Here is an 18,276-nt window from a genome sequence, read left to right on the forward strand (position 1 = left end):
CCATTATGTAGTACGGGCTGAAGGGGCACACTCCCAGGTGATTATCCGCATTCGATTGACTATAAAAACGATTCTCCAGTATTGTTCAAATGGGGGCTGTGCTAAACAACTTCGTTTAGCACAGCCCCCGTTGGCAGAAGGGTTGAGCATACTGCCCGGAGGCTACCACTAAGCGGCGTCCTGCTGCGGTGCCTCCGGTGCAGAATCTGTTGCTATTTCTGCGACTAGGCTTTCCTCCATGAGGCGGTGGGCATAGTAAGCGGCGCGTTGGCGTTGGTATTCTTCTTCGTCGAAATTGAGGGCGGGAAGGGCTATTGCGTCCTGCAGCTTGGCGGACAGCTCTATAGGCAAGCTGCCAAGCAGGTCCGGCACCGGTTGGGCTTTTTGCTGCCGGTGTTCTGCTTCGATTCGCTGCGCCTTGCTGTCGAAGTACTTCTCTAGCATCTCCATGACCTTGGGCCCGGACAGCGCGTTGTAGAAATTTTGCCCGCTCCATTTCGCCTCTTTCAGGGCTAGCATCACGTCCTTGAGGCTGTCGTGCGAATATTTCTGCAGGATCATTTCCGCTGTTTCGATGAGGTCGGCTGCTTCCATGCCGTCCTTGACCTTGAGCGAATCCTGGAAGGTTTTGAGCAGGAACACAACCAGCATCAGCAACAGCTTCTCGCCGAGGCGGTCGGCTTTGCGCAACTGGAACAGCTTGGGGGCGTGGTGAGCTACGGCCGGGGTAAGACCCGATTGAATGTCGACGAGCAGCAGCTTCATCTGAGTCAGGACTGGGCTCTGGCCAGATGCGATGCTAACGACCGTATTTTCCTTCAAGGTATTGATCAACAACTGCTCCGACGTCGGCGAGGGTTTCGTGTTGGTGAGAGCGTTTGGCATGGGAAGAGGCTGAAGCGTATGCATGGGAAGAAGAGGCAGGAGAGGAAGAAGTGGTTTTGAGTTTCTGGTCTTTGGCATCGCGCAACATCCAGTTGCACATCATCGGCAGCCAGTTGGCGTTGCGCGCATCCTTGCTTTCGGCCCAGGTGCGAATGACTTCGTGGTAGTAGTGCAGGTCGGCGTGGGCGTAGTCGGTGCCTTGCAGCGCTTCGACGAAAGCATCAGCATCGGCGTAGGGGCTCTCGGCAAAGGGGTGCTGCGGGGCCGACTTGGGTTTGGTCCGGGCAGCCCGTGACCGGGAAGCAGGGGGGGCGGCCGCAACGATGGGGGATGAAGGGCTAGTCGTCAGAGGCGAAGCAGCATCCCCTTCTTTCTCGATTTCTCCATATTGAGCGCGCGCCGCAGCTTCGGCTGCCACACCCCCGGTAGGGGTTAGATGAATATTTGCTTTGGAATTTACCCTGGTATTTATGCCGGCAGATTTCGCAGGCACTTCCTGCAGATTTCGCAGGGAGTCGTTGCGGATTTCGCGGGCACTAGCAGCAGAATCCGCAGCCACTAGCGCTTCGCTTGCCTGCGAATTCCGCAGGAGCTTTGCCGATTGATTATCAGTCAATAAGTTGGGCAAGGTAGGTGTGAGCTGGCGTTTGTGTCGGGCTTTAGGGTTAACCGTACGGGCCAGCAAGCCCTGCTCGTGGAGCTGCTTGATAGCGTCGCCGACGGTGCGCAGGCCAATGCCGAGGCGGGCGGCGAAGTGTTCGTCGCTGGCGAAGACGTGCTTCTTGACTTTATAGAGGTCGATGACCTCTGCCAGGATGAGTTTGGCCGTCAGCGTAATGCCTTCCAGGGCCAGCACATCAGCGGGTACGATGAGGGCGCGGAGCTTAGTAACCGCAATAGGAGAGGGGTTGGTCGTCTTCATTACGCCACGCCCTCCTGCTGCGAAATGGTAAAATCGTCAAGATTGACGAGGCGGCTAAAGGCCGCTATAGCTTCTAAATCCTGGCGCCAATAGTTCGATATTTCACTACCTGGGCCCACCAAACCGGACTTAGCACGTTTTATCGTGGTAAGTCCGGTTTTTTTTTGCTGTTAGTGGCTGAAACCAGCTTCAAGCTTCATGCGAAATGCCTGTTGCAGCAGTTCACCGGTCGGATGAACAAGGATAGTTTGCCTATTGCTTGCCGTATGGTCTTGCTAGTGCCCGTTAGGCACTCCGCGGGGTCGGGCAGAGCAGTGCCTCGCAGAGTGCCCAGCACGAGCTAGCCTTATGCAGGTTGGGTAATTTATATGGCACAAATGACTCTAGAAGCGGTAAAAAGGCGCGTATTCTGAGGCACCCTTCCTCCGCCGAAATTCGGCAACTTGTCTTCGTGTTATGTTCCGTTTTAGGCTAGTGTGGCCTCCACCGGGCTCAACTGCACGGCGCAGCACAGGCGCTTGTCGTCGCGGCGCTGGACTAACTCAGTCACGTGCAGACGACAGTATCTAAATGGCGTCCAGCCCCAGCAAGCCAAGCAGACCAGCGGCGCGGCGCGCTACGGTTTTGACACTGGCGACATCTGGACCAGTGATGGTCAGGTGGCCCATCTTGCGGCCTGCGCGGGCCTGCACCTTGCCGTACAGGTGCAGGTGCGTTCCGGGCAGGCTTAGCACGGCGTGCCAGTCCGGCTCACGCAGTTGCCCGCTGGCGTCAAACCACACCTCGCCGAGTAGATTGAGCATGATGGCCGGGGAATGCTGGCGCGGCTGCGGCAAGGGCAAGCCCGCCATGGCATGGACCTGCAGGTCGAACTGCGACGCGTCACAGGCATCCAGGGTATAGTGGCCGCTGTTGTGCGGGCGCGGAGCCATTTCGTTGACCACCAGCACGCCGTGCTCACTGCCGTCATCCACCACAAAAAACTCGACGCACAGCACGCCAACGTAGCCCAGATGGTGCGCGATGGAAACGGCCGCGTCGCGGGCTCTAGTGGCCAGGGCAGGCGGCATGTTTTCTTCGTAGGCGTGGGTAACGGCCAAAATACCATCGACGTGCACGTTGCGCTGGGGCGCGAAGCTGACAACTTGCCCGTCCCAGCCGCGCGCCACTAGTACCGAACACTCGGCGGTGAGCGGCAGCATCTTTTCCAGCACGCAGGCCACGCCGCCCAACTCCGCCCAGGCGGCGGCCAGTTCAGCGGAGGTCTTGAGGCGAACCTGGCCCTTGCCATCGTAGCCCATGCGCGCGGTTTTCAGGATGCCGGGCAGCAAATCCGCCCGGTCCGCCTGGACGGCTTGTAGCTGGGCCAGCGTTTCAATCACGGCATAAGGCGCGCAGTTCACTCCCGACACGTCCGCGCAGGCGGTGAAGTGGGCTTTTTCCTCGATGCGGTTTTGGGCAATGCCCACTACGGCCGCGCCCGGCGCCACGGGTCGGGTCCGCGCCAACGTTTGCAGGGCCTGGGCCGGCACGTTCTCAAACTCAGTGGTGATGGCCTGGCAAAGCTGAGCTAGTTGCGCTAGCCCGGTCGGGTCATCGTAGTTGGTCTGGATGTGGTGGTGACTCACTAGCCCGGCTGGGCTTTGCGCGTCGGGTTCCAGCACGGCGGTGAAGTAGCCCAGGCGCTGGGCGGCATGCACAAACATCCTACCCAGCTGGCCGCCCCCTAGCACTCCCAATGTGGCCCGCTGGCCCGCGGCGTCCACACTGCCCGGGTAAATCGGGGTCATAGCTGCAACGTGATTGTCGGCGTTCATATGGGCAAGGTCATGGCGCGAGCGGCTTCGGTTTGTTCGGCGCGAAATGCCTGCAGCTTGGCCGCCAGGTTCGCGTCGTGCAGGGCCAGCTGGCTTACCGCAAACAGCGCGGCATTGGCCGCCCCGGCAGTGCCAATGGCAAACGTGGCCACGGGTATTCCTTTGGGCATTTGCACGATGCTGTGCAGCGAGTCTACCCCCTGCAAATGGCGGCTGGCCACGGGTACGCCTAGCACGGGCACCGTGGTTTTGGCGGCCATCATACCCGGCAGGTGGGCGGCCCCACCCGCGCCGGCAATAATGGCCTGCAGGCCCCGCGGCCCGGCTTGTTCGGCGTAGGCAAACAGGTCGTCGGGCATGCGGTGGGCCGACACTACACGCGCTTCGTGGGCCACGCCAAATTGCGTGAGAATCTGCACGGCATGCTGCATGGTGTCCCAGTCGCTGCTGGAGCCCATGACCACGCCAATCAGGGGCGTGGCCGAGGCGGCGCTAGGGGTATCGGGGGTGTTGGAGGTGGAAAGGGTGTTCATTAAAAATATTTGTTGTCCTGCTTGATCTGGCGTCCGCTTGTCGAAGCATCTCTACCGCTTCGTTAGCCCATCAAGGTTACTCCATTTGTCAGTTAAGTCAGCTGCTGATGGATCAATATCAATTACTTCGGCTTCGAAGTCGAACAGGATTGAAACAATAGCCGCAATATCTTCAGCGGCTAGGCTGACCCGATAGAAATCTGAAAAGCGTTCCTGTGGGGCGTTGTGCAAGCTGGGTTTGTCAATCTTGTCGTTTGACAGAATGCGGGTAATATGGTCAGCAAGATGCGCTTGGTCACGTTGCACCAAGATTCTGCGTGTAGCATTCAGAGTGGCAAAATCCAGAACGTCTCCGCGTTTTTTCAGCTGCTTGTATTGCTTCGCATCCATTGCTTTAACGGGTCAAGTGAGACAAATCAACGAAGCGGTAGAGATGCTTCGACAAGCTCAACAGGACGTTCTTTTTTTAGTCAGGTCCTAACTATCAGCGCTCCAGCAGGATTTCTGTGCCTAGAATCACCAAGTCCACTCGGCCTTTCAATGTCTGGTCGATAAAGGGTGTGTTCTGGGATTTAGATTTCATGAAGTCCCGCGTGAAAGTCGTTTCCGCTTCGGTATCGAACAGAACACAATTGACTTCTTGGCCGACTTCGATGGCAGGTACCGGCAGACCCATCAGGCGGCGAGGCTCCGCCGAATAGCGCTTCACCACCAGGTCCCACCCGAATTTTCCAGGCTCTACGAAGAAGTGGTGGAGCGACACCAGAGCCGTATCCAGGCCGGTGATGCCGTTGGGGGCGCTGATAAAATCCTGGGCTTTTTCGAACGGCGTGTGCGGCGCGTGGTCAGTGGCAATGAGGTCAAATACGCCTTCCTTAAGCCCTTCGAGCAGGGCATCACAATCGGCTTGCGTGCGTAGCGGCGGGTTCATTTTATAGTTGGTGTCGTAGTCGCCGATGTGCTCGTCGGTGAACAGCAGGTGGTGCGGGGCTACCTCCGCCGTCACCTTCACATCACCGCGCGATTTCCACCAGCGGATGGTTTCCATGCCGAGCTTGCTGGAAACGTGCTGGATATGCACGTGCGCGCCCGCCGCCCGGGCCAGGCGAATGTCACGGTCGATGATGATTTCCTCGGCGCAGGCCGGCGAGCCTTTGATGCCGAGCCGGTAACTCATTACCCCTTCGTTCAGGGCGCGGGGCCCAGCCAGCTCCGGCACCTCACAGTGGCTGGCGAAAAACATCCCAAATTCGGTGGCGTACTGCATGGCCCGCAGCAGCACCGCCGGGTCGCTGGTAGTATCCCCGTCGTCGGTGAGCATTTTCACCCCCAGTTCGCGCATGCCCTCGATTTCCGCCAGCTCCTTGCCCTCGCGGTTCTTAGTGACGCAGCCGGAAGTGTACACCGGAATGCGGGACCGGTGCGTGGCATTTTCCAGCACGGTAGCCACCGCCGTTGCCGAGTCGAGGGCCGGGCGGGTGTTAGGCATCATGACCACGCCGGTCACGCCGCCGTTGATGGCCGCTTCGCTACCCGTTGTGATGGTTTCCTTGTTCTCAAATCCGGGGGCGCGAAAATGGACGTGGGCATCAAACATGGCCGGCATCAGCACCCGGCCGCGCGCGTCGATGACGCGGGCACCCTCGGGCGGGGTTAGGTTGCTGCCGATGTCCTGAATTTTTCCTTCGACCATCAGGACATCGCCTTCGAGCAGTACGGGTGAGTTTTCGGAGGCGATGCGGGCGTTTTGAAGGAGAAGCATGAATGTAGGAATGCTGTTAACTGGCAAGGGGGTGAGAATATTCGGGCGGTTGGAGATGAAAATACACCGGCGGAACCAGCCGCCGCGTCCGGCATTTAGGGCACAATTACTGTTGAGTCAGCTCGCTGCCGCGTGGCATACGTCGATTCTTGCTTTGGAAATTCTCCGCCCGGCGTGAGCCAGTCGAGCACGGCCATGCGGATGGAGATGCCGTTTTCAACTTGGTTGGTGATTAGGCTGCGCTCATAGTCCATGACGGCGTCGCAGAGCTCCACTCCCCGGTTCACGGGGCCGGGGTGCATGATGTAGAGGCCTCGGTCGCGGATTTCCGCCAGCCGGGCGGTGGTGATGCCATAAACTCGGTGGTATTCCCGGACGCTGGGGAAAAACTGCACGTCCTGGCGCTCCATCTGCACGCGGAGCAGGTACACCACATCGGGCGCCCAGGCCATGGCCGCCTCATAGTCGGTGAAGCGGGGGATGCTTTCCGGGACATACTTGGGCACCAGGGAGCCCGGGCCCAGGTAAGCAACTTCAACGCCCAGCTTTTGCAGCAGGGTGCTGGTAGACCGCGCGACGCGGGAATGGAGGATATCCCCGATGATGAGGACTTTTTTGCCCCGAGGGTCGGGGAATTTCTCCTTGATGGTGAAGGCGTCCAGCAGGGCCTGGGTGGGGTGCTCGTGGGCCCCGTCGCCAGCATTGATGACCGAGGCCGTGGTTTGGCGGGCAATCATGCCAGGCAGGCCGGGATGACCGTGGCGAACGACGATGTAGTCGGTGCGCATGGCTTGGAGCGTCTCAATCGTCTCGCGCACCGACTCGCCTTTGGTGATGGAGGAGTGGGCGACGTCGAAATTCGTCACTTCCGCCGAGAGGCGTTTGGCCGCGACTTCGAAGGAGGAGTGCGTTCGGGTGCTGGCCTCGTAGAACAGCATGAGCACGGACTTGCCCTCCAGGGCCGGAATTTTCTTCACCGAGTGGGTGAATAATTTTTTAAAGGACGTGGATTGGTCGAGCAGGAACTCGATTTCCTCACGGTGTAAGGAGGCGATGTCGAGCAGATCTTTACGTGCCATACCGGAGTAGAGGAAAAGTGAGGTTGACTAGCTAAAATGGACGGTAAGAAGTCTTATCTGCCACTACCCGTGACGGAGAAACTGGCTGCCGGTGTGGGCCAAGGCGCCGGACGCCGCCACAGGTGGCGGCGAGAAGGTTGGCGTCCGTGGGAGGTATGCATTGGCTGCGGGGCAGTAGGGGACGAACGCAACGGACATAAAAAAACCGTTTCGGAATCCGAAACGGTGGCGGGGCAATACCCAAAAAAACAACGGAAATACCAGCGGCAAAATCGGGAGAATCGATAATGGCGAAGACCTTCCGGTCCACTCGCGGTTCCCTGCTGAGCAGGGTTCTACGCTTCGTCAACAAGTTTTTCAGTTGAAGCATGATGCAAAACTACGGCATTATTGCGCCTGGTAACACGTCGTCTATGCTGTTTTTTTTCGCAGTGCTTTTCTCAGATTTCATTTTATAGCCGGCGGGCTAAACGGCGCAGCTTTTGTCGGCTTTCCGCCATCAAAAAATCATGGCTTGCATGACCCACTGCTTTGCAAACACATGCCATCCTGATTTCAACCCCTTATTCTGCTTGTCTCAGCTGGCAAGTCACCACCTCCCCCCCGGTAGCAAGCAGCTCATAAACCACTTGGTAGTTCATAGGCTGCCTCATTTTAGGCCGGTACAATGGGTAGTAAGGTGGTTTGGTTAGATTGGACAAGTCGGGGCGGTATCGGTCCTTAGTCACCATCAATAAGTACTTGCCTTTCCCGAGGTGCTGATTACACTCCGGCAGTTGCCAACGCATACCTCCAACAACTGCTACAAAGTGTGCGGGGTACCTCTTCACGACCCTGGCCGGGCGGGACCTGTACCGACGGATCAGCAGACGAAATGTTCGGCAGGGTAGGGGTGAGCTGACGACGTGCTTCTTGACTTTATAGAGGTCGAGGACTTCGGCTAATATAAGCTTGGCCGTAAGCGCAAGGCCTTCCAGTGCCAGTATTTCAGCAGGCATAATGAGGGTCCGGGACTTAGCCGCCAGCGGTGCTACCCGGATGCATTAGGGAAAGAAGGAAAGCTTAACCTCATCTATAACGGTCTGACAGCAAGACTCGTAGCACCTGGTAGGCTAATCCTGTATCCGATGAAAAACATTACCAAGCTATTACTGCTGACTGCCCTGAGTCTGGGCGCTTGCGACAACGAAAACAACGCGGAGGAGGAACCGCAGAACGAGGATATCCAGACCGAGACGCTGACGCCCAGCCCTACCCGGATCCGCCTCGCCGATGTGCCCGCTCCCTTTGCCAGTCAGTCGGTGACCAACTACCCCCAAGTGCTGGCTCAGCGTCCTGACGATGCCCGCCTGCGGGCTCCCCAGGGCTACTCCGTCAACACCTTCGCCGACGATCTGCCCCAGGGGCGGTGGCTGGCCGTAGCGCCGAATGGCGACGTGTTCGTGGCCCAGATGATGCTCAACCAAATCACGGTGCTGCGCGACACCAATGGCGACGGACGGGCCGACGAGCGTAGTGTGTGGGCTACCGGGGGAGTGCTGAACCGGCCGATGGGCATGGCCTTCAACGGTAACTATTTTTACGTGGCCTGTTCCGGTGCCATTCTGCGTTATGACTACAGCAGCGGCCAGCGGCAAGCCGGCGGCCAGCCAACCCAACTCGTGGAATTGCCCGGTGGGGGCCAGCACCCGGCCCGTTCCCTGCTCCTGTACAACAACAAGCTTTACGTGGGTATTGGCTCCTCCCAGAACGCGGCCGTCGAGCAGGACCCGCGCCGCACGACCATTCAGGAGTACAACCTCGACGGCACGGGCGGCACTACTTACGCCTCTGGGCTGCGCAACCCCCAGGGCATGGCCGTGAACCCCGCCCGTAGCGGAGAAATTTGGTCGGTAGTGAATGAACGGGACGGCTTGGGCGATGACCTGGTACCCGACTATGCCACGGTGGTTCCTCGCGGGGCCTTCTTCGGGTATCCCTGGGCCTACCTCTCGCCCGAAAAGCGTGATCCGCGCGTGACGGACCCCGCCCCGCCTCAGGTTGCCACTACCCGCACGCCCGAGGTGTTGCTGCGCGCCCACGCGGCGGCGCTGGGCCTAACCTTCTACACCGGATCGGTGTTTCCCGAGGACGCACGCGGCGACTTGTTCCTGGCCATGCGCGGCTCTTGGAACCGCTCCGTAGGCTCAGGCTACAAGGTGGTGCGCGTGCGCATGAACGCCGCGGGAGTGCCAGAAACGGCCGGCCCGGATGGGCGCGGGGCTGCATACGAAGACTTCGTGACCGGCTGGCAGCTTAATGAGGGGCAAGCCGCTCCCCCGCAGGTATGGGGGCGCCCAGTGGGCCTGATTACGGGCCCGGACGGTTCGCTGCTCATTGCCGAGGATGGGGCCGGTGTTGTTTGGCGCGTGAGCTACCGCGGCAACTGAGTTCAGCTAAGGGGTAGTACTCGCAGAAGCCCCGTCATGGTAACTTGTCTTTACCCAACACTCGAAGCAAAAAGCGCCAGCCTACCAGCTGGCGCTTTTTGCTTCGAGTGTTGCTAACAGTACCACCCTAAACTGTAGTGGCTCAGGAAGGTGTACCTTTCAGAGCTGGCTATTGCATATCGACCTTGCTTCATTATTCCGCATTCCGCTTACACATGACGCTTAGGCTCTGGCTTTTATTCTCTCTCATTACTTCTTGTCGGGCAGAAGGTAAACCGCCCTCCCCAGTGGTGCGGAAATATTTGGCAGAAGTCGTTGATATCATGCAAGCCAACTCTATTAACCGGAAGACTATTAACTGGGTAGAATTCAGGCAAAACCTACTAGCGCAGGCAAGCGACGCTCAAACGATTGAGCAGGCGTATCCAGCAGTTGTATCCGCCATCGTTGCCCTGGGCGATAAGCACAGCGCTTTCGTGCCCGCCAGCCCGGTAAAGGGCCCCCAAGCCCCCGCTGACAAGCAACCTCCGGTATATCCTGACGAGCCGGTGCCCGGAGACATCGGCTACATCCGCATTCCTTGGGTAGTTGGCAATCAGCAAAAAATGGACGCGTATATAGCCCATGTACAAGCCCAAATTAAGGAGCGGGATAAGGTAGAATTAAAAGGATGGCTCGTGGACCTAAGAGGCAATATGGGAGGTAATATGTGGCCGATGCTCGTAGGAGCAGGACCGATTTTGGGAGAAGACACGCTGGGCTATTTTTTTACCTCGAATGATATTAAAACGGCTTGGCGATACGAAAAAGGCAAGGCATTGCTGGACGGTGACGCACAGGCAGAAGCAGCCAATTATTACACATTAAAGTCCGCCAATCCGGTCGTGGCCGTGCTGACAGATACCTTAACGGCTAGCTCGGGCGAGGCCGTGGTAGTCGCCTTCAAGGCTCGGAAGCACACCAGAAGCTTTGGAGCGGGCACGTGCGGAGTGTCTACCAGCAGAAGCCGCTTTTATTTGTCCGATGGGTCCGTTCTCTTGCTGACAACCGCTGTATTCGCCGACCGCCGCCTGGTACCCTATGGCCACTCGATAGCACCCGACGAGCTGTGCAAGTCCACCGAAGTTGTAACGCGTGCTATTCGCTGGATTAGAGAAGAATACAAGGCAAAGAAATAAGTACCCAGCCGGCTAGCAGGGTACGCACGCGCCGACAACGACGCACATCACCGAGCTGTACCCGGCCAAAATGAGTAGCGGCTCATTGATGGCATCGCAAAACTGCTCGGAAAGACTCATGCCGACGAAAACACACAAGTAAAAAAGGCCAGCCGGTAGGCTGGCTTTTTTGCAATAAGATTTGGGTAAAGACAAGCCCAATGGTTGGGGCTTCTTGCTTCGTATCGGGTAAGCATATCATTTGCTAAGATTGGCAGCTCCATACCCGCGCTCAGCAACTGACTCAGCAACCGAATCAAGCGGCTCGTAGCCTTCCCCGTCCCTTTCGCTTCCTCCCGCGCTGATATCGTGCCCATGATAAACTGCCCCGGCCGCGCCCTCATAAGCATGGAGGTAGCTTGAAAGCTGGGTGCCGGCTAGGGCAGGAGCAGCCCGCCATCCGAGTAGGCAGGCAGGCAGGCAGGCAGGCAGGCAGGCAGGCAGGACCAATCAACCGGGAAAGTAGACGCGGAACACGGAACCGCGGCCCAGCTCACTCTGCACCTCAATGCGGCCCCCGGCATTCTCTACCATGCGCTTGACCATGTACAGCCCAATGCCCGAGCCCTCCACGTGGGTGTGCAGGCGCTGAAACATGGCAAACAGCTTGTCCTGCCCTTGCTGCAGGTTCAGGCCCAGGCCGTTGTCTTGCACTTCCAGCACCTGGTAACCCTCCTGGGGCTGGCAGCGGATCTGTACGTGGGGCGCACGGTCGGGGTGGCAGTACTTGAGGGCGTTACTGAGCAGGTTGTATACCACGGAGCGCAGGTTCTTCTCGGCAAAAGTCACCGTCAGGTCGGCTGGGATGGTCACCGTGAGCCGGGCCTGGCTTTCGTGCAGCAGGGGCAGCAGGTCGAGCCGGACGGCTTCCACCAGCTCCGCCAGCAATACCGGCTGATGAGCCGGGCTGTGCTCTTTCTGCAGGCGGGAAATGTCGGTGAGGTGAGCAATGGTGCGCTTAAACCGCTCGATGGCTCCGTGCATGAGGGTCAGAATCTCGGGCACGGCGCCGACGCGGCCAGCCGCGGGCAAGTCGTGTTGCAGGGCTTGCAGCAGGCCCTCTACGTTGGCTATGGGTGCCCGCAGGTCGTGCGAGGCTGTGTAGATGAAATTGTCCAGGTCGGCGTTGGTGCGTTGCAGTTGGCGCTGCAGCTCCACTTGCTCGTTAATTTCGAGGGTGATGCCGTTATGGCCGGCCACCGTGCCGTCGGGATTAAGGTAGGGCTGGGTGCGGGTGATGGACCAGCGGTACTGCCCGTCGCGGCGGCGGATGCGGTAGGGGACACTTTCCCAGGGTTGGCCGGCGCCCAAGGCGGCACCATACGGGGCTTGCAACGTCGCCAGATCTTCGGGGTGCTTAATGCCCCAGGCCTCATCGAGCGAAGCCAGCGCCGCGCGGTCAAGCCCGCTCCACTCAAACAAGGCATCGTTGACGTAGGTGAGGCGGCCGGTGGGGTCAGTGCGGAAGAGGAAGGCCGGGGCGTGGGCCGTGAGCTGACGCAGTTCGGCGGCGGCCTCCTCGGAGCGGCGGCGAGCCAGCACCAAGTCCGTGACGTTGGCAGCCGTATTCAGGACGCCGTACACCTGACCTTGGGTGTTTCGTAGCGGGGTAAAGCTGTAATTGTAGTAGACCGTCTGCGGCACGCCGTTGATGACCACCTCCAGTTGTTGGTTGCGCAGGTGCAGGGGCTGGCCGGTGGTTAGCACGTGCTGTAATTGCTCGAACACGGCCTGATTCTCGAACTCGGGCAACACCTCCGCAAAGCGCTTCCCAAGCACGTCCGGCCCTTTGCCCCAACCCTCCAGGATGGCGTGATTCGCCAGCTGAATGTGGAACTCCGGACCCACGTACACACCAATGGGAAACGGGGCGCCTTCCACCAAGGCGCGCACTTGCTGCTCACTTTCCTCGACCTGTCGGCGGGCTTCTACCTGGGTCGTGACGTCGGTGGCAATATTGAGCACGCCCAGCAGCTCGCCGGCCGGGCCGTACAGAGGCTGGTACACGAAGTTGAAATAGTGCGTTTCAAGCTCCCCGTTGTCCTGGCGCAGCGTAGCCGGCAATTCCGTACCCGTAAAGGGTATACGGGTGCGGCCCACTTCCCGAAGCAAGTCCTCGAAGCCCTGGCCGCGTAGCTCCGGTACGCCTTCCAGCAGGGGCTTCCCCAGTACCTGGGCCGGCTCGTAGCCCCACATGGCACAGAGCCAAATATTGGCCTGAGCGACTACCAAGTCTTCTCCTTGAAATACCCCAATAGCTACCGGAGCCTGCGTTAGCACCGATTGCAGCAACTGACGTTGCGCCTCCGTCTCGGCGCGAGCTGCCTGTACTTCGCCGGTGCGCTCCTGCACGCGGGCTTCCAGCCCTTGGTTGAGCTGCTCCACCTGCCGGCGGGCCTGCACCTGCTCGGTCACGTCGTAGGAAAAATCCAGCAGCCCATCCACGCGGCCTTGGGTGTCGCGTAGGGGATGAAAAAACAGATTTAGAAACAGCTGCTGGGGCTGGCCGCTCCCGTTAAAGTCTAGCCACACCTCCAACTCCTGCTGGTAGCTGGCCTCGCCGGTCTGGTACACGCGGTCCATCACGGCCAGCACGCCTTGAGCCTCCGCCTCCGGCAGCACCTCGCGCAGGGAGCGGCCGGGCAGGGCCTGGGTAGGAAAGTAGCGCTGGTACGACGTATTGACGAAGTTGTAGACGTGGTTGGGGCCGTGGTAGGTGGCCACCTGCGCGGGCAGCGCCATCAGCACCTCGTAAAAGCGCTGGCGCTGGGTTTCGGCCTCGGCGCGGGCGGCCTGCTCGCGGGCCCGGCTGTCGCGTAGGGACTGCTCGACGGCCGAGCGGGGTAGGTCGGCCAGGTCGGTGAAGTTGACCACCAGCAGCTCGCCGCTGCGCTGGGCCACCAGCCGGAAGTACGTATCGAGGCCGTCGCCCTGGTAGGGCACGTCGTACGTTGTGGCGTGGCCCGTCAGGTAGGCCGTGCGGTACTGGGCAAAAATACCCGTGGGCCCGCTGTGCGGATACTGCTGGCGAAACGTGCGGGCGGGCTGCGCGGGCAAGTGCAGTAGGCGCTGAGCCGCTGGGTTCAGGCGCACGAACCGGAAATCGACTAGCTCGTCGCGCGCATCGAAGATCGGGGCGTAGAGCACGGCCCCGGTGGGAACCAGGTCGAAGAAGACATCAAGCGGATTATCAGTCGCCACGACGGGAATAGGTGTAAAACGAGTATAAGCAGGCGGATAGCAAGCCGGCGAAGATACTATCCGCTAACGGCGCCAGTGGCACCGGGTTAGCTTATCCGTTATCTTCAAGCAGCTACTTCCGTTACGGGGCCGAATGCAAGGCTTGGTAAAACAGCGGAGCCGCCGCCTCAAGCAAGGGGACGTTGACAGCCCACTCTTGGCAGAGGTCCAAATCATAGTGGCACAACGAACCGTAGAGGCGACCCTGCGCGTCGTACACCGGCACGCCGCAGTAGGATACGACCAGCGTGTTTACCTGTTCGGAGCGTGGGTCCAGGGCCGCATCCAGAATGTGCACGGGAGCCTGCTGCCGCCCGACCAGCGAGCAGAAGGCCTCGGCCAAAGGCACATCGTCGCCCTGGTGGCGGTGCACATTATACCGGTCGTAGAGCAGGATATTGCGGGAGTACTCCCCCTCGAATCGAAATATGCCGGTATAGCGGTGCGGGGTGCGGTTGTTCAGAAACCCCAGGGCGGCGTGCACGCCCATCTCGTGCAGTACCTGGGTGAATCGTTCAAGGTCCGGTACAGAGGTGGCCGCAGAGTAGGAGGTCATGGCATAGGGAAATCGAATGGCGTTGGGCCAACCACGGCTGTGCTGCTTCTGTTCCCGGTGGTAGCCTTATTTCCTAAAAATTTTGGGTTTTTAGGGGTAAGCCAGGAGGTGAGAAGCCGATAAAGCGCACAACTAAAGTAGGAACTGGAGGCGTGTGCGTGCCCGATTGGCAGCGGGTGAAGCCGCCATTCAAGCAGGAGTGAGCTTTGCTATGTGGAATGGTAAGAGACGAGCAGCGTCGTGCTACTACCCGCGGGCCAGCATTCTGCGCACTAAGTTTTCTGGGGTGCAATCAGGTGCTGATGTACCCGCCCAATAGGCTCATTTACCCCAAGGAATCACAGAAAATTTGTAACACCACTGCTTGCCCAGGGGCTAGGGTAGAAGCGAGACCCGTCCTACCCCAGCCCCTGGGCTGCTGCACGAAACATTGTAATTATGCAAGGTCCGTCAGCCGTACCACGGGCAGCTAGGTGAAGTGCTCCTGCAGAATCTGGTCCACCTTGTCCCGGGTTAGGGGCTTGGTCAGGTAGCCTGCAATGGGTAGGCTCTGCATGGTTGCTACGTCCGCCGGGTTCAGGGAGGTAGTAAGCATGATGATGACCACGGCCGGGTTGTCGGTGGGCGGGCGGCGGGCATAGGCCTGCAGAAACTCCATGCCGTTCATGCGCGGCATCTTCATATCCAGCAGAATCAGCGCCGGACAGGTAGGGGACGCTACCGGCGCGCAGTGCGTGTGCAGCAGGTCGAGGGCCTGCTGGCCGTTGGTAGCCACCAACACGGTATCGGTGACGGCCATGCGCCGCAGCAGGGTCTGGTTGAGGTAATTGGTCGTTTCGTCGTCGTCAACGAGCAACGTACAGGATATGGCTGTCATGCAGAAGCGAAAGAGGGGTACACAGGTCAGGCGGTTTCTACTGCCTGGGGCAGGTGTACGAAAAAGGTGGTGCCGGCGCCGGGTTGGGAGTGTACATCAATATGGCCCCCGGCATTTTCTACCATGCGCTTGACCATGTATAGGCCAATGCCCGAGCCCTCCACGTGGGTGTGAAAGCGCTGGAACATGCTGAACAAGCGGGGTAAATACGCCGACTCGATGCCCAGGCCGTTGTCGTGCACTTCCAGCACCGTGTGGTCCAGGCGCACGTGGGCCCGCACATCTACCCGGGGTGGGCGGTCGGGGGAGTGGTACTTGAGGGCGTTGCTGAGTAGGTTATAAACCACCGAGCGCAAGTTCTTCTCTGAAAACCGGACGGGCGGCTGACCCGACACGTCAATGACCAGCTTGGCGCCGGTGGCCTGCATCAGGGGCAGCAGGTCCTGGTGCACGTCCTCAACTACCGCGGCCAGATTAACCGCGGTAACCGGTGCGTCGTGCTCTTTCTGCAGCTTGGTTACTTCGGTCAGGTGGTCAATCGTGCGCTTGAACCGCTCCACCGAGTCCATCATGCGCAGCAGGGTAGGCGCTACCTGCGCGGACTGGGCCAGGTGAGCGGGCAGCTCCTCCTGCAGTAAGTTCAGCAAGCCCTCAATGTTGCTGATGGGAGCTTTCAGATCGTGGGAAGCGGTGTAAATGAAGTTGTCTAGGTCTACGTTGGTGCGCGTGAGCTGCTCGTTGCTGGCTTGCAGGTCGGCGTTGAGCTCCTCGGCCCGGTCGCGGGCCATGCGTAGCTTGGTGGTGAGGTGCTGTAGGGCCTGTTCGCCCTGCTTCTGCTCATGAATGTCGAACACCGTGCCCACGTAGCCCTCGAACTGCCCGGAACGGTGGAAGCGGGGCAAGCCCGTGTCCACGGCCCAGCGGTAGCGCCCGTCGTGGCGGCGTTGGCGGTAGAGCAGGCTGAACGGGGCCTGCCGGGCCGCGGCATCCGCAAACGTGGCGTGCGTGGCAGCTCGGTCGTCGGGGTGCACCGCGTCAAGCCAGCCTACGCCCAGGCCCTCGGCTTCGGTTTGGCCGGTGTAGTCGTACCACTGCTGGTTGAGGTATACGCACTGGCCGGCGGCGTCCGTGAGCCAGATCATGGTGGGCACGTTATCGGCCATCTGGCGCAGATACTGCTCGTTGCGCTCCACTACCTGCCGGGCCCGCACCTGGTCAGTCACCTCGTGGGCAAACACCAGCACCCCGTCGATGGCGCCTTCGGTAGTACGGCGGGCCTGGTAGGTAAACGTCCAGTACATGTCTTCCAGGGGGCCATCGTCGTGGCGGGCCAGCTGCAGGGGCAGTTCCTGGGCCACAAACGTGGTGCCCGTGTCGTACACTTCCCGCAAGTGATGGTAAATGGGGGCGTCGGCAATTTCGGGCAGAGCGTCGAGCACCGGCCGGCCGAGTAGCGCGCGGCCGGGAAAGATGCGCTGGTAGGCCGGGTTTACGAGCTGAAATACCAGGTTGGGGCCGCTGAGGATGACGATGGGGGCCGGGGCTTCCATAAAGAGCGTGTGCAGCTGCTGGCGCTCGGCTTCGCCTTGCTGGCGGGACTGTACCTGCTCCGTGACATCGAAGGCAAAGATGGAAACGCCGGCCACCTGCCCGTTTTCGCGGTAGGCTTGGTAGGTAAAGGTGTAGTACACCTGCTGGCTGGTGTGCCCGCCGGCCGGCGCAAGGTGCATGGGCAGCTCCGTCCCGAAAAAGGTTTCCCCGGTGCGGTACACCTCGTCGAGGAGGGTTAGGAAGCCGGCCTCTTCGGTTTCGGGCAGGGCTTCGGCCACAGCCCGGCCGGTGAGCTGGCGCTCGGGAAAAAGCTGCTGGTAGGCCGTGTTCACGTACTCGAAGCGGTGCTCCGGACCGCGCAGCAGGGCCACGGCGGCGGGAGTATCGGCCAGGATGTGAAACAGGGCTTCGCGCTGCTGTACCTGCTGCTGGGCCGTGCGCAACGCCTCGGCTTGGGCCACCAGGGCGGCTTGGGTGCGCTCCTGCACGCGGGCCTCCAGCTCTTGGTTGAGCTGCTCAAGCTGCTGGCGGGCCACTACCTGCGGGGTTACCTCGTAGGCGAAAACCAGGATGCCGTCGATGGTGCCCTTTAGGTCGCGGCGGGCCTGGTAGATGAAATTGTAGTAGCGCTTCTCTAGCTCCGATGCCCCAACATTCTGGTGGTCGAGCTGCACGAGCATTTCGTGAGCCTCGAAGGTTTCGCCCGTCTGGTACACGCGGTCCAGCAAGCCAAAGATGGGCTGGCCGGCCAACTCGGGCATGGCCTCGGCAATGGTCCGGCCTACCAGGGGCCGCTCGCCTACCAAGGCCTGGTAAGGCGGATTGACGAACTGGAATACGTGCTGGGGCCCCTCAAAAATGCAAATCATGGCCGGCGCCTGCTCGAACATGTGGTGCAGCTGGGCCCGTTGGGTTTCGGCTTCGGCGTGGGCGGCCTGCTCGCGGGCCTGGGCCTCGCGCAGGGCCACTTCCACGGGGGAGCGGGGCTGGTCGGCCGTGTCGGTGAAACTTACCCACAGTCCGTCGCCCGAACGACGGGCCGCCAGGCGGTAGTAGTTGTCGTACCCGTCGGCCTGGTAGTTGATGTTGTATTCGCGCGGCTCACCGGAGACAAAGGCGTCCACGTGAAAGGCAAACGTGCCGTGGGCCTTGCTGTGGGGCCACTGCTCGTTGTGGGTCAGCGTAGGCACTTCCGGCATGCGCATCATGCGCTGGGCCGTGGGGTTCAGGTACTCAAAGCGGAAATCCACGATGTCGCCTGAGCCCGCTGGGTCATAGAGGGGCGTATAGTAAATAACGCCGGTCATCGACACTGCCAGCAAATCCCCCAGCAGGGTGTCAGCTGGTAAGGAGCGCAATGGGGTAGGTACTGATGAAACAGGCATCGAGGAAAGGATAAGGAGTATGA

Annotated in this window: 13 protein-coding genes; 2 read left to right on the forward strand and 11 right to left on the reverse strand. The window is 60.1% G+C overall.

Going from position 1 to position 18,276, the window contains the following annotated elements:
• Nucleotides 1-168 precede the first annotated feature (168 nt).
• The 7 genes from MWH26_RS04795 to MWH26_RS04825 form a co-directional block, all read right to left on the reverse strand.
• Nucleotides 169-885: a hypothetical protein gene (locus MWH26_RS04795; RefSeq protein WP_247977115.1), complete on the reverse strand. Its 717-nt coding sequence runs from the start codon at nt 883-885 to the stop codon at nt 169-171.
• On the reverse strand, nt 800-1,807 hold the full coding sequence (locus tag MWH26_RS04800; protein WP_247976268.1) for a helix-turn-helix domain-containing protein: 1,008 nt from the start codon (nt 1,805-1,807) through the stop codon (nt 800-802). Before MWH26_RS04800 ends, MWH26_RS04795 begins: the two co-directional genes overlap by 86 nt.
• A 566-nt stretch (nt 1,808-2,373) precedes the next feature.
• Complete coding sequence (locus MWH26_RS04805; RefSeq protein WP_247976269.1) at nt 2,374-3,597, reverse strand: 5-(carboxyamino)imidazole ribonucleotide synthase; 1,224 nt, start codon at nt 3,595-3,597, stop codon at nt 2,374-2,376.
• Nucleotides 3,598-3,620: 23 nt separating this feature from the next.
• Nucleotides 3,621-4,157 carry a 5-(carboxyamino)imidazole ribonucleotide mutase gene (gene purE, locus MWH26_RS04810; protein WP_311136882.1) on the reverse strand — a complete coding sequence of 179 codons (537 nt, stop codon included), beginning with the start codon at nt 4,155-4,157 and terminating at the stop codon, nt 3,621-3,623.
• A gap of 51 nt (nt 4,158-4,208) precedes the next feature.
• The gene (locus MWH26_RS04815; RefSeq protein WP_247976270.1) at nt 4,209-4,547 is read right to left on the reverse strand and encodes a hypothetical protein; all 339 of its coding nucleotides are present in this window, start codon (nt 4,545-4,547) and stop codon (nt 4,209-4,211) included.
• Between the two features lie 94 nt (nt 4,548-4,641).
• Nucleotides 4,642-5,919, reverse strand: coding sequence for a dihydroorotase (locus tag MWH26_RS04820; protein WP_247976271.1), 1,278 nt, complete (start codon nt 5,917-5,919; stop codon nt 4,642-4,644).
• 95 nt (nt 5,920-6,014) lie between these two features.
• The gene (locus MWH26_RS04825) at nt 6,015-6,998 is read right to left on the reverse strand and encodes an aspartate carbamoyltransferase catalytic subunit (protein ID WP_244695494.1); all 984 of its coding nucleotides are present in this window, start codon (nt 6,996-6,998) and stop codon (nt 6,015-6,017) included.
• Between the two features lie 1,127 nt (nt 6,999-8,125).
• Between MWH26_RS04825 and MWH26_RS04830 the strand changes: the two genes are divergently transcribed.
• Both MWH26_RS04830 and MWH26_RS04835 read left to right on the forward strand, forming a co-directional pair.
• A complete protein-coding gene (locus tag MWH26_RS04830) occupies nt 8,126-9,427 on the forward strand; it encodes a PQQ-dependent sugar dehydrogenase (RefSeq protein WP_247976272.1) in 1,302 nt (433 codons plus the stop codon).
• A 185-nt stretch (nt 9,428-9,612) separates the two neighbouring features.
• On the forward strand, nt 9,613-10,605 hold the full coding sequence (locus tag MWH26_RS04835; protein WP_247976273.1) for a S41 family peptidase: 993 nt from the start codon (nt 9,613-9,615) through the stop codon (nt 10,603-10,605).
• Between the two features lie 489 nt (nt 10,606-11,094).
• Here MWH26_RS04835 and MWH26_RS04840 read toward each other — a convergent pair whose 3' ends face one another.
• From MWH26_RS04840 to MWH26_RS04855, 4 genes are all read right to left on the reverse strand, one after another.
• The gene (locus MWH26_RS04840) at nt 11,095-13,845 is read right to left on the reverse strand and encodes a PAS domain-containing sensor histidine kinase (RefSeq protein ID WP_247976274.1); all 2,751 of its coding nucleotides are present in this window, start codon (nt 13,843-13,845) and stop codon (nt 11,095-11,097) included.
• 121 nt (nt 13,846-13,966) lie between these two features.
• Nucleotides 13,967-14,440, reverse strand: coding sequence for a GAF domain-containing protein (locus MWH26_RS04845; protein WP_247976275.1), 474 nt, complete (start codon nt 14,438-14,440; stop codon nt 13,967-13,969).
• A gap of 469 nt (nt 14,441-14,909) precedes the next feature.
• On the reverse strand, nt 14,910-15,317 hold the full coding sequence (locus MWH26_RS04850; protein ID WP_244695499.1) for a response regulator: 408 nt from the start codon (nt 15,315-15,317) through the stop codon (nt 14,910-14,912).
• A 26-nt stretch (nt 15,318-15,343) separates the two neighbouring features.
• On the reverse strand, nt 15,344-18,253 hold the full coding sequence (locus tag MWH26_RS04855; protein ID WP_247976276.1) for a PAS domain-containing sensor histidine kinase: 2,910 nt from the start codon (nt 18,251-18,253) through the stop codon (nt 15,344-15,346).
• Between the last annotated feature and the right edge of the window lie 23 nt (nt 18,254-18,276).

The organism is Hymenobacter sublimis (genome assembly GCF_023101345.1).
In the GTDB taxonomy this organism is placed as follows: Bacteria; Bacteroidota; Bacteroidia; order Cytophagales; family Hymenobacteraceae; genus Hymenobacter; species Hymenobacter sublimis.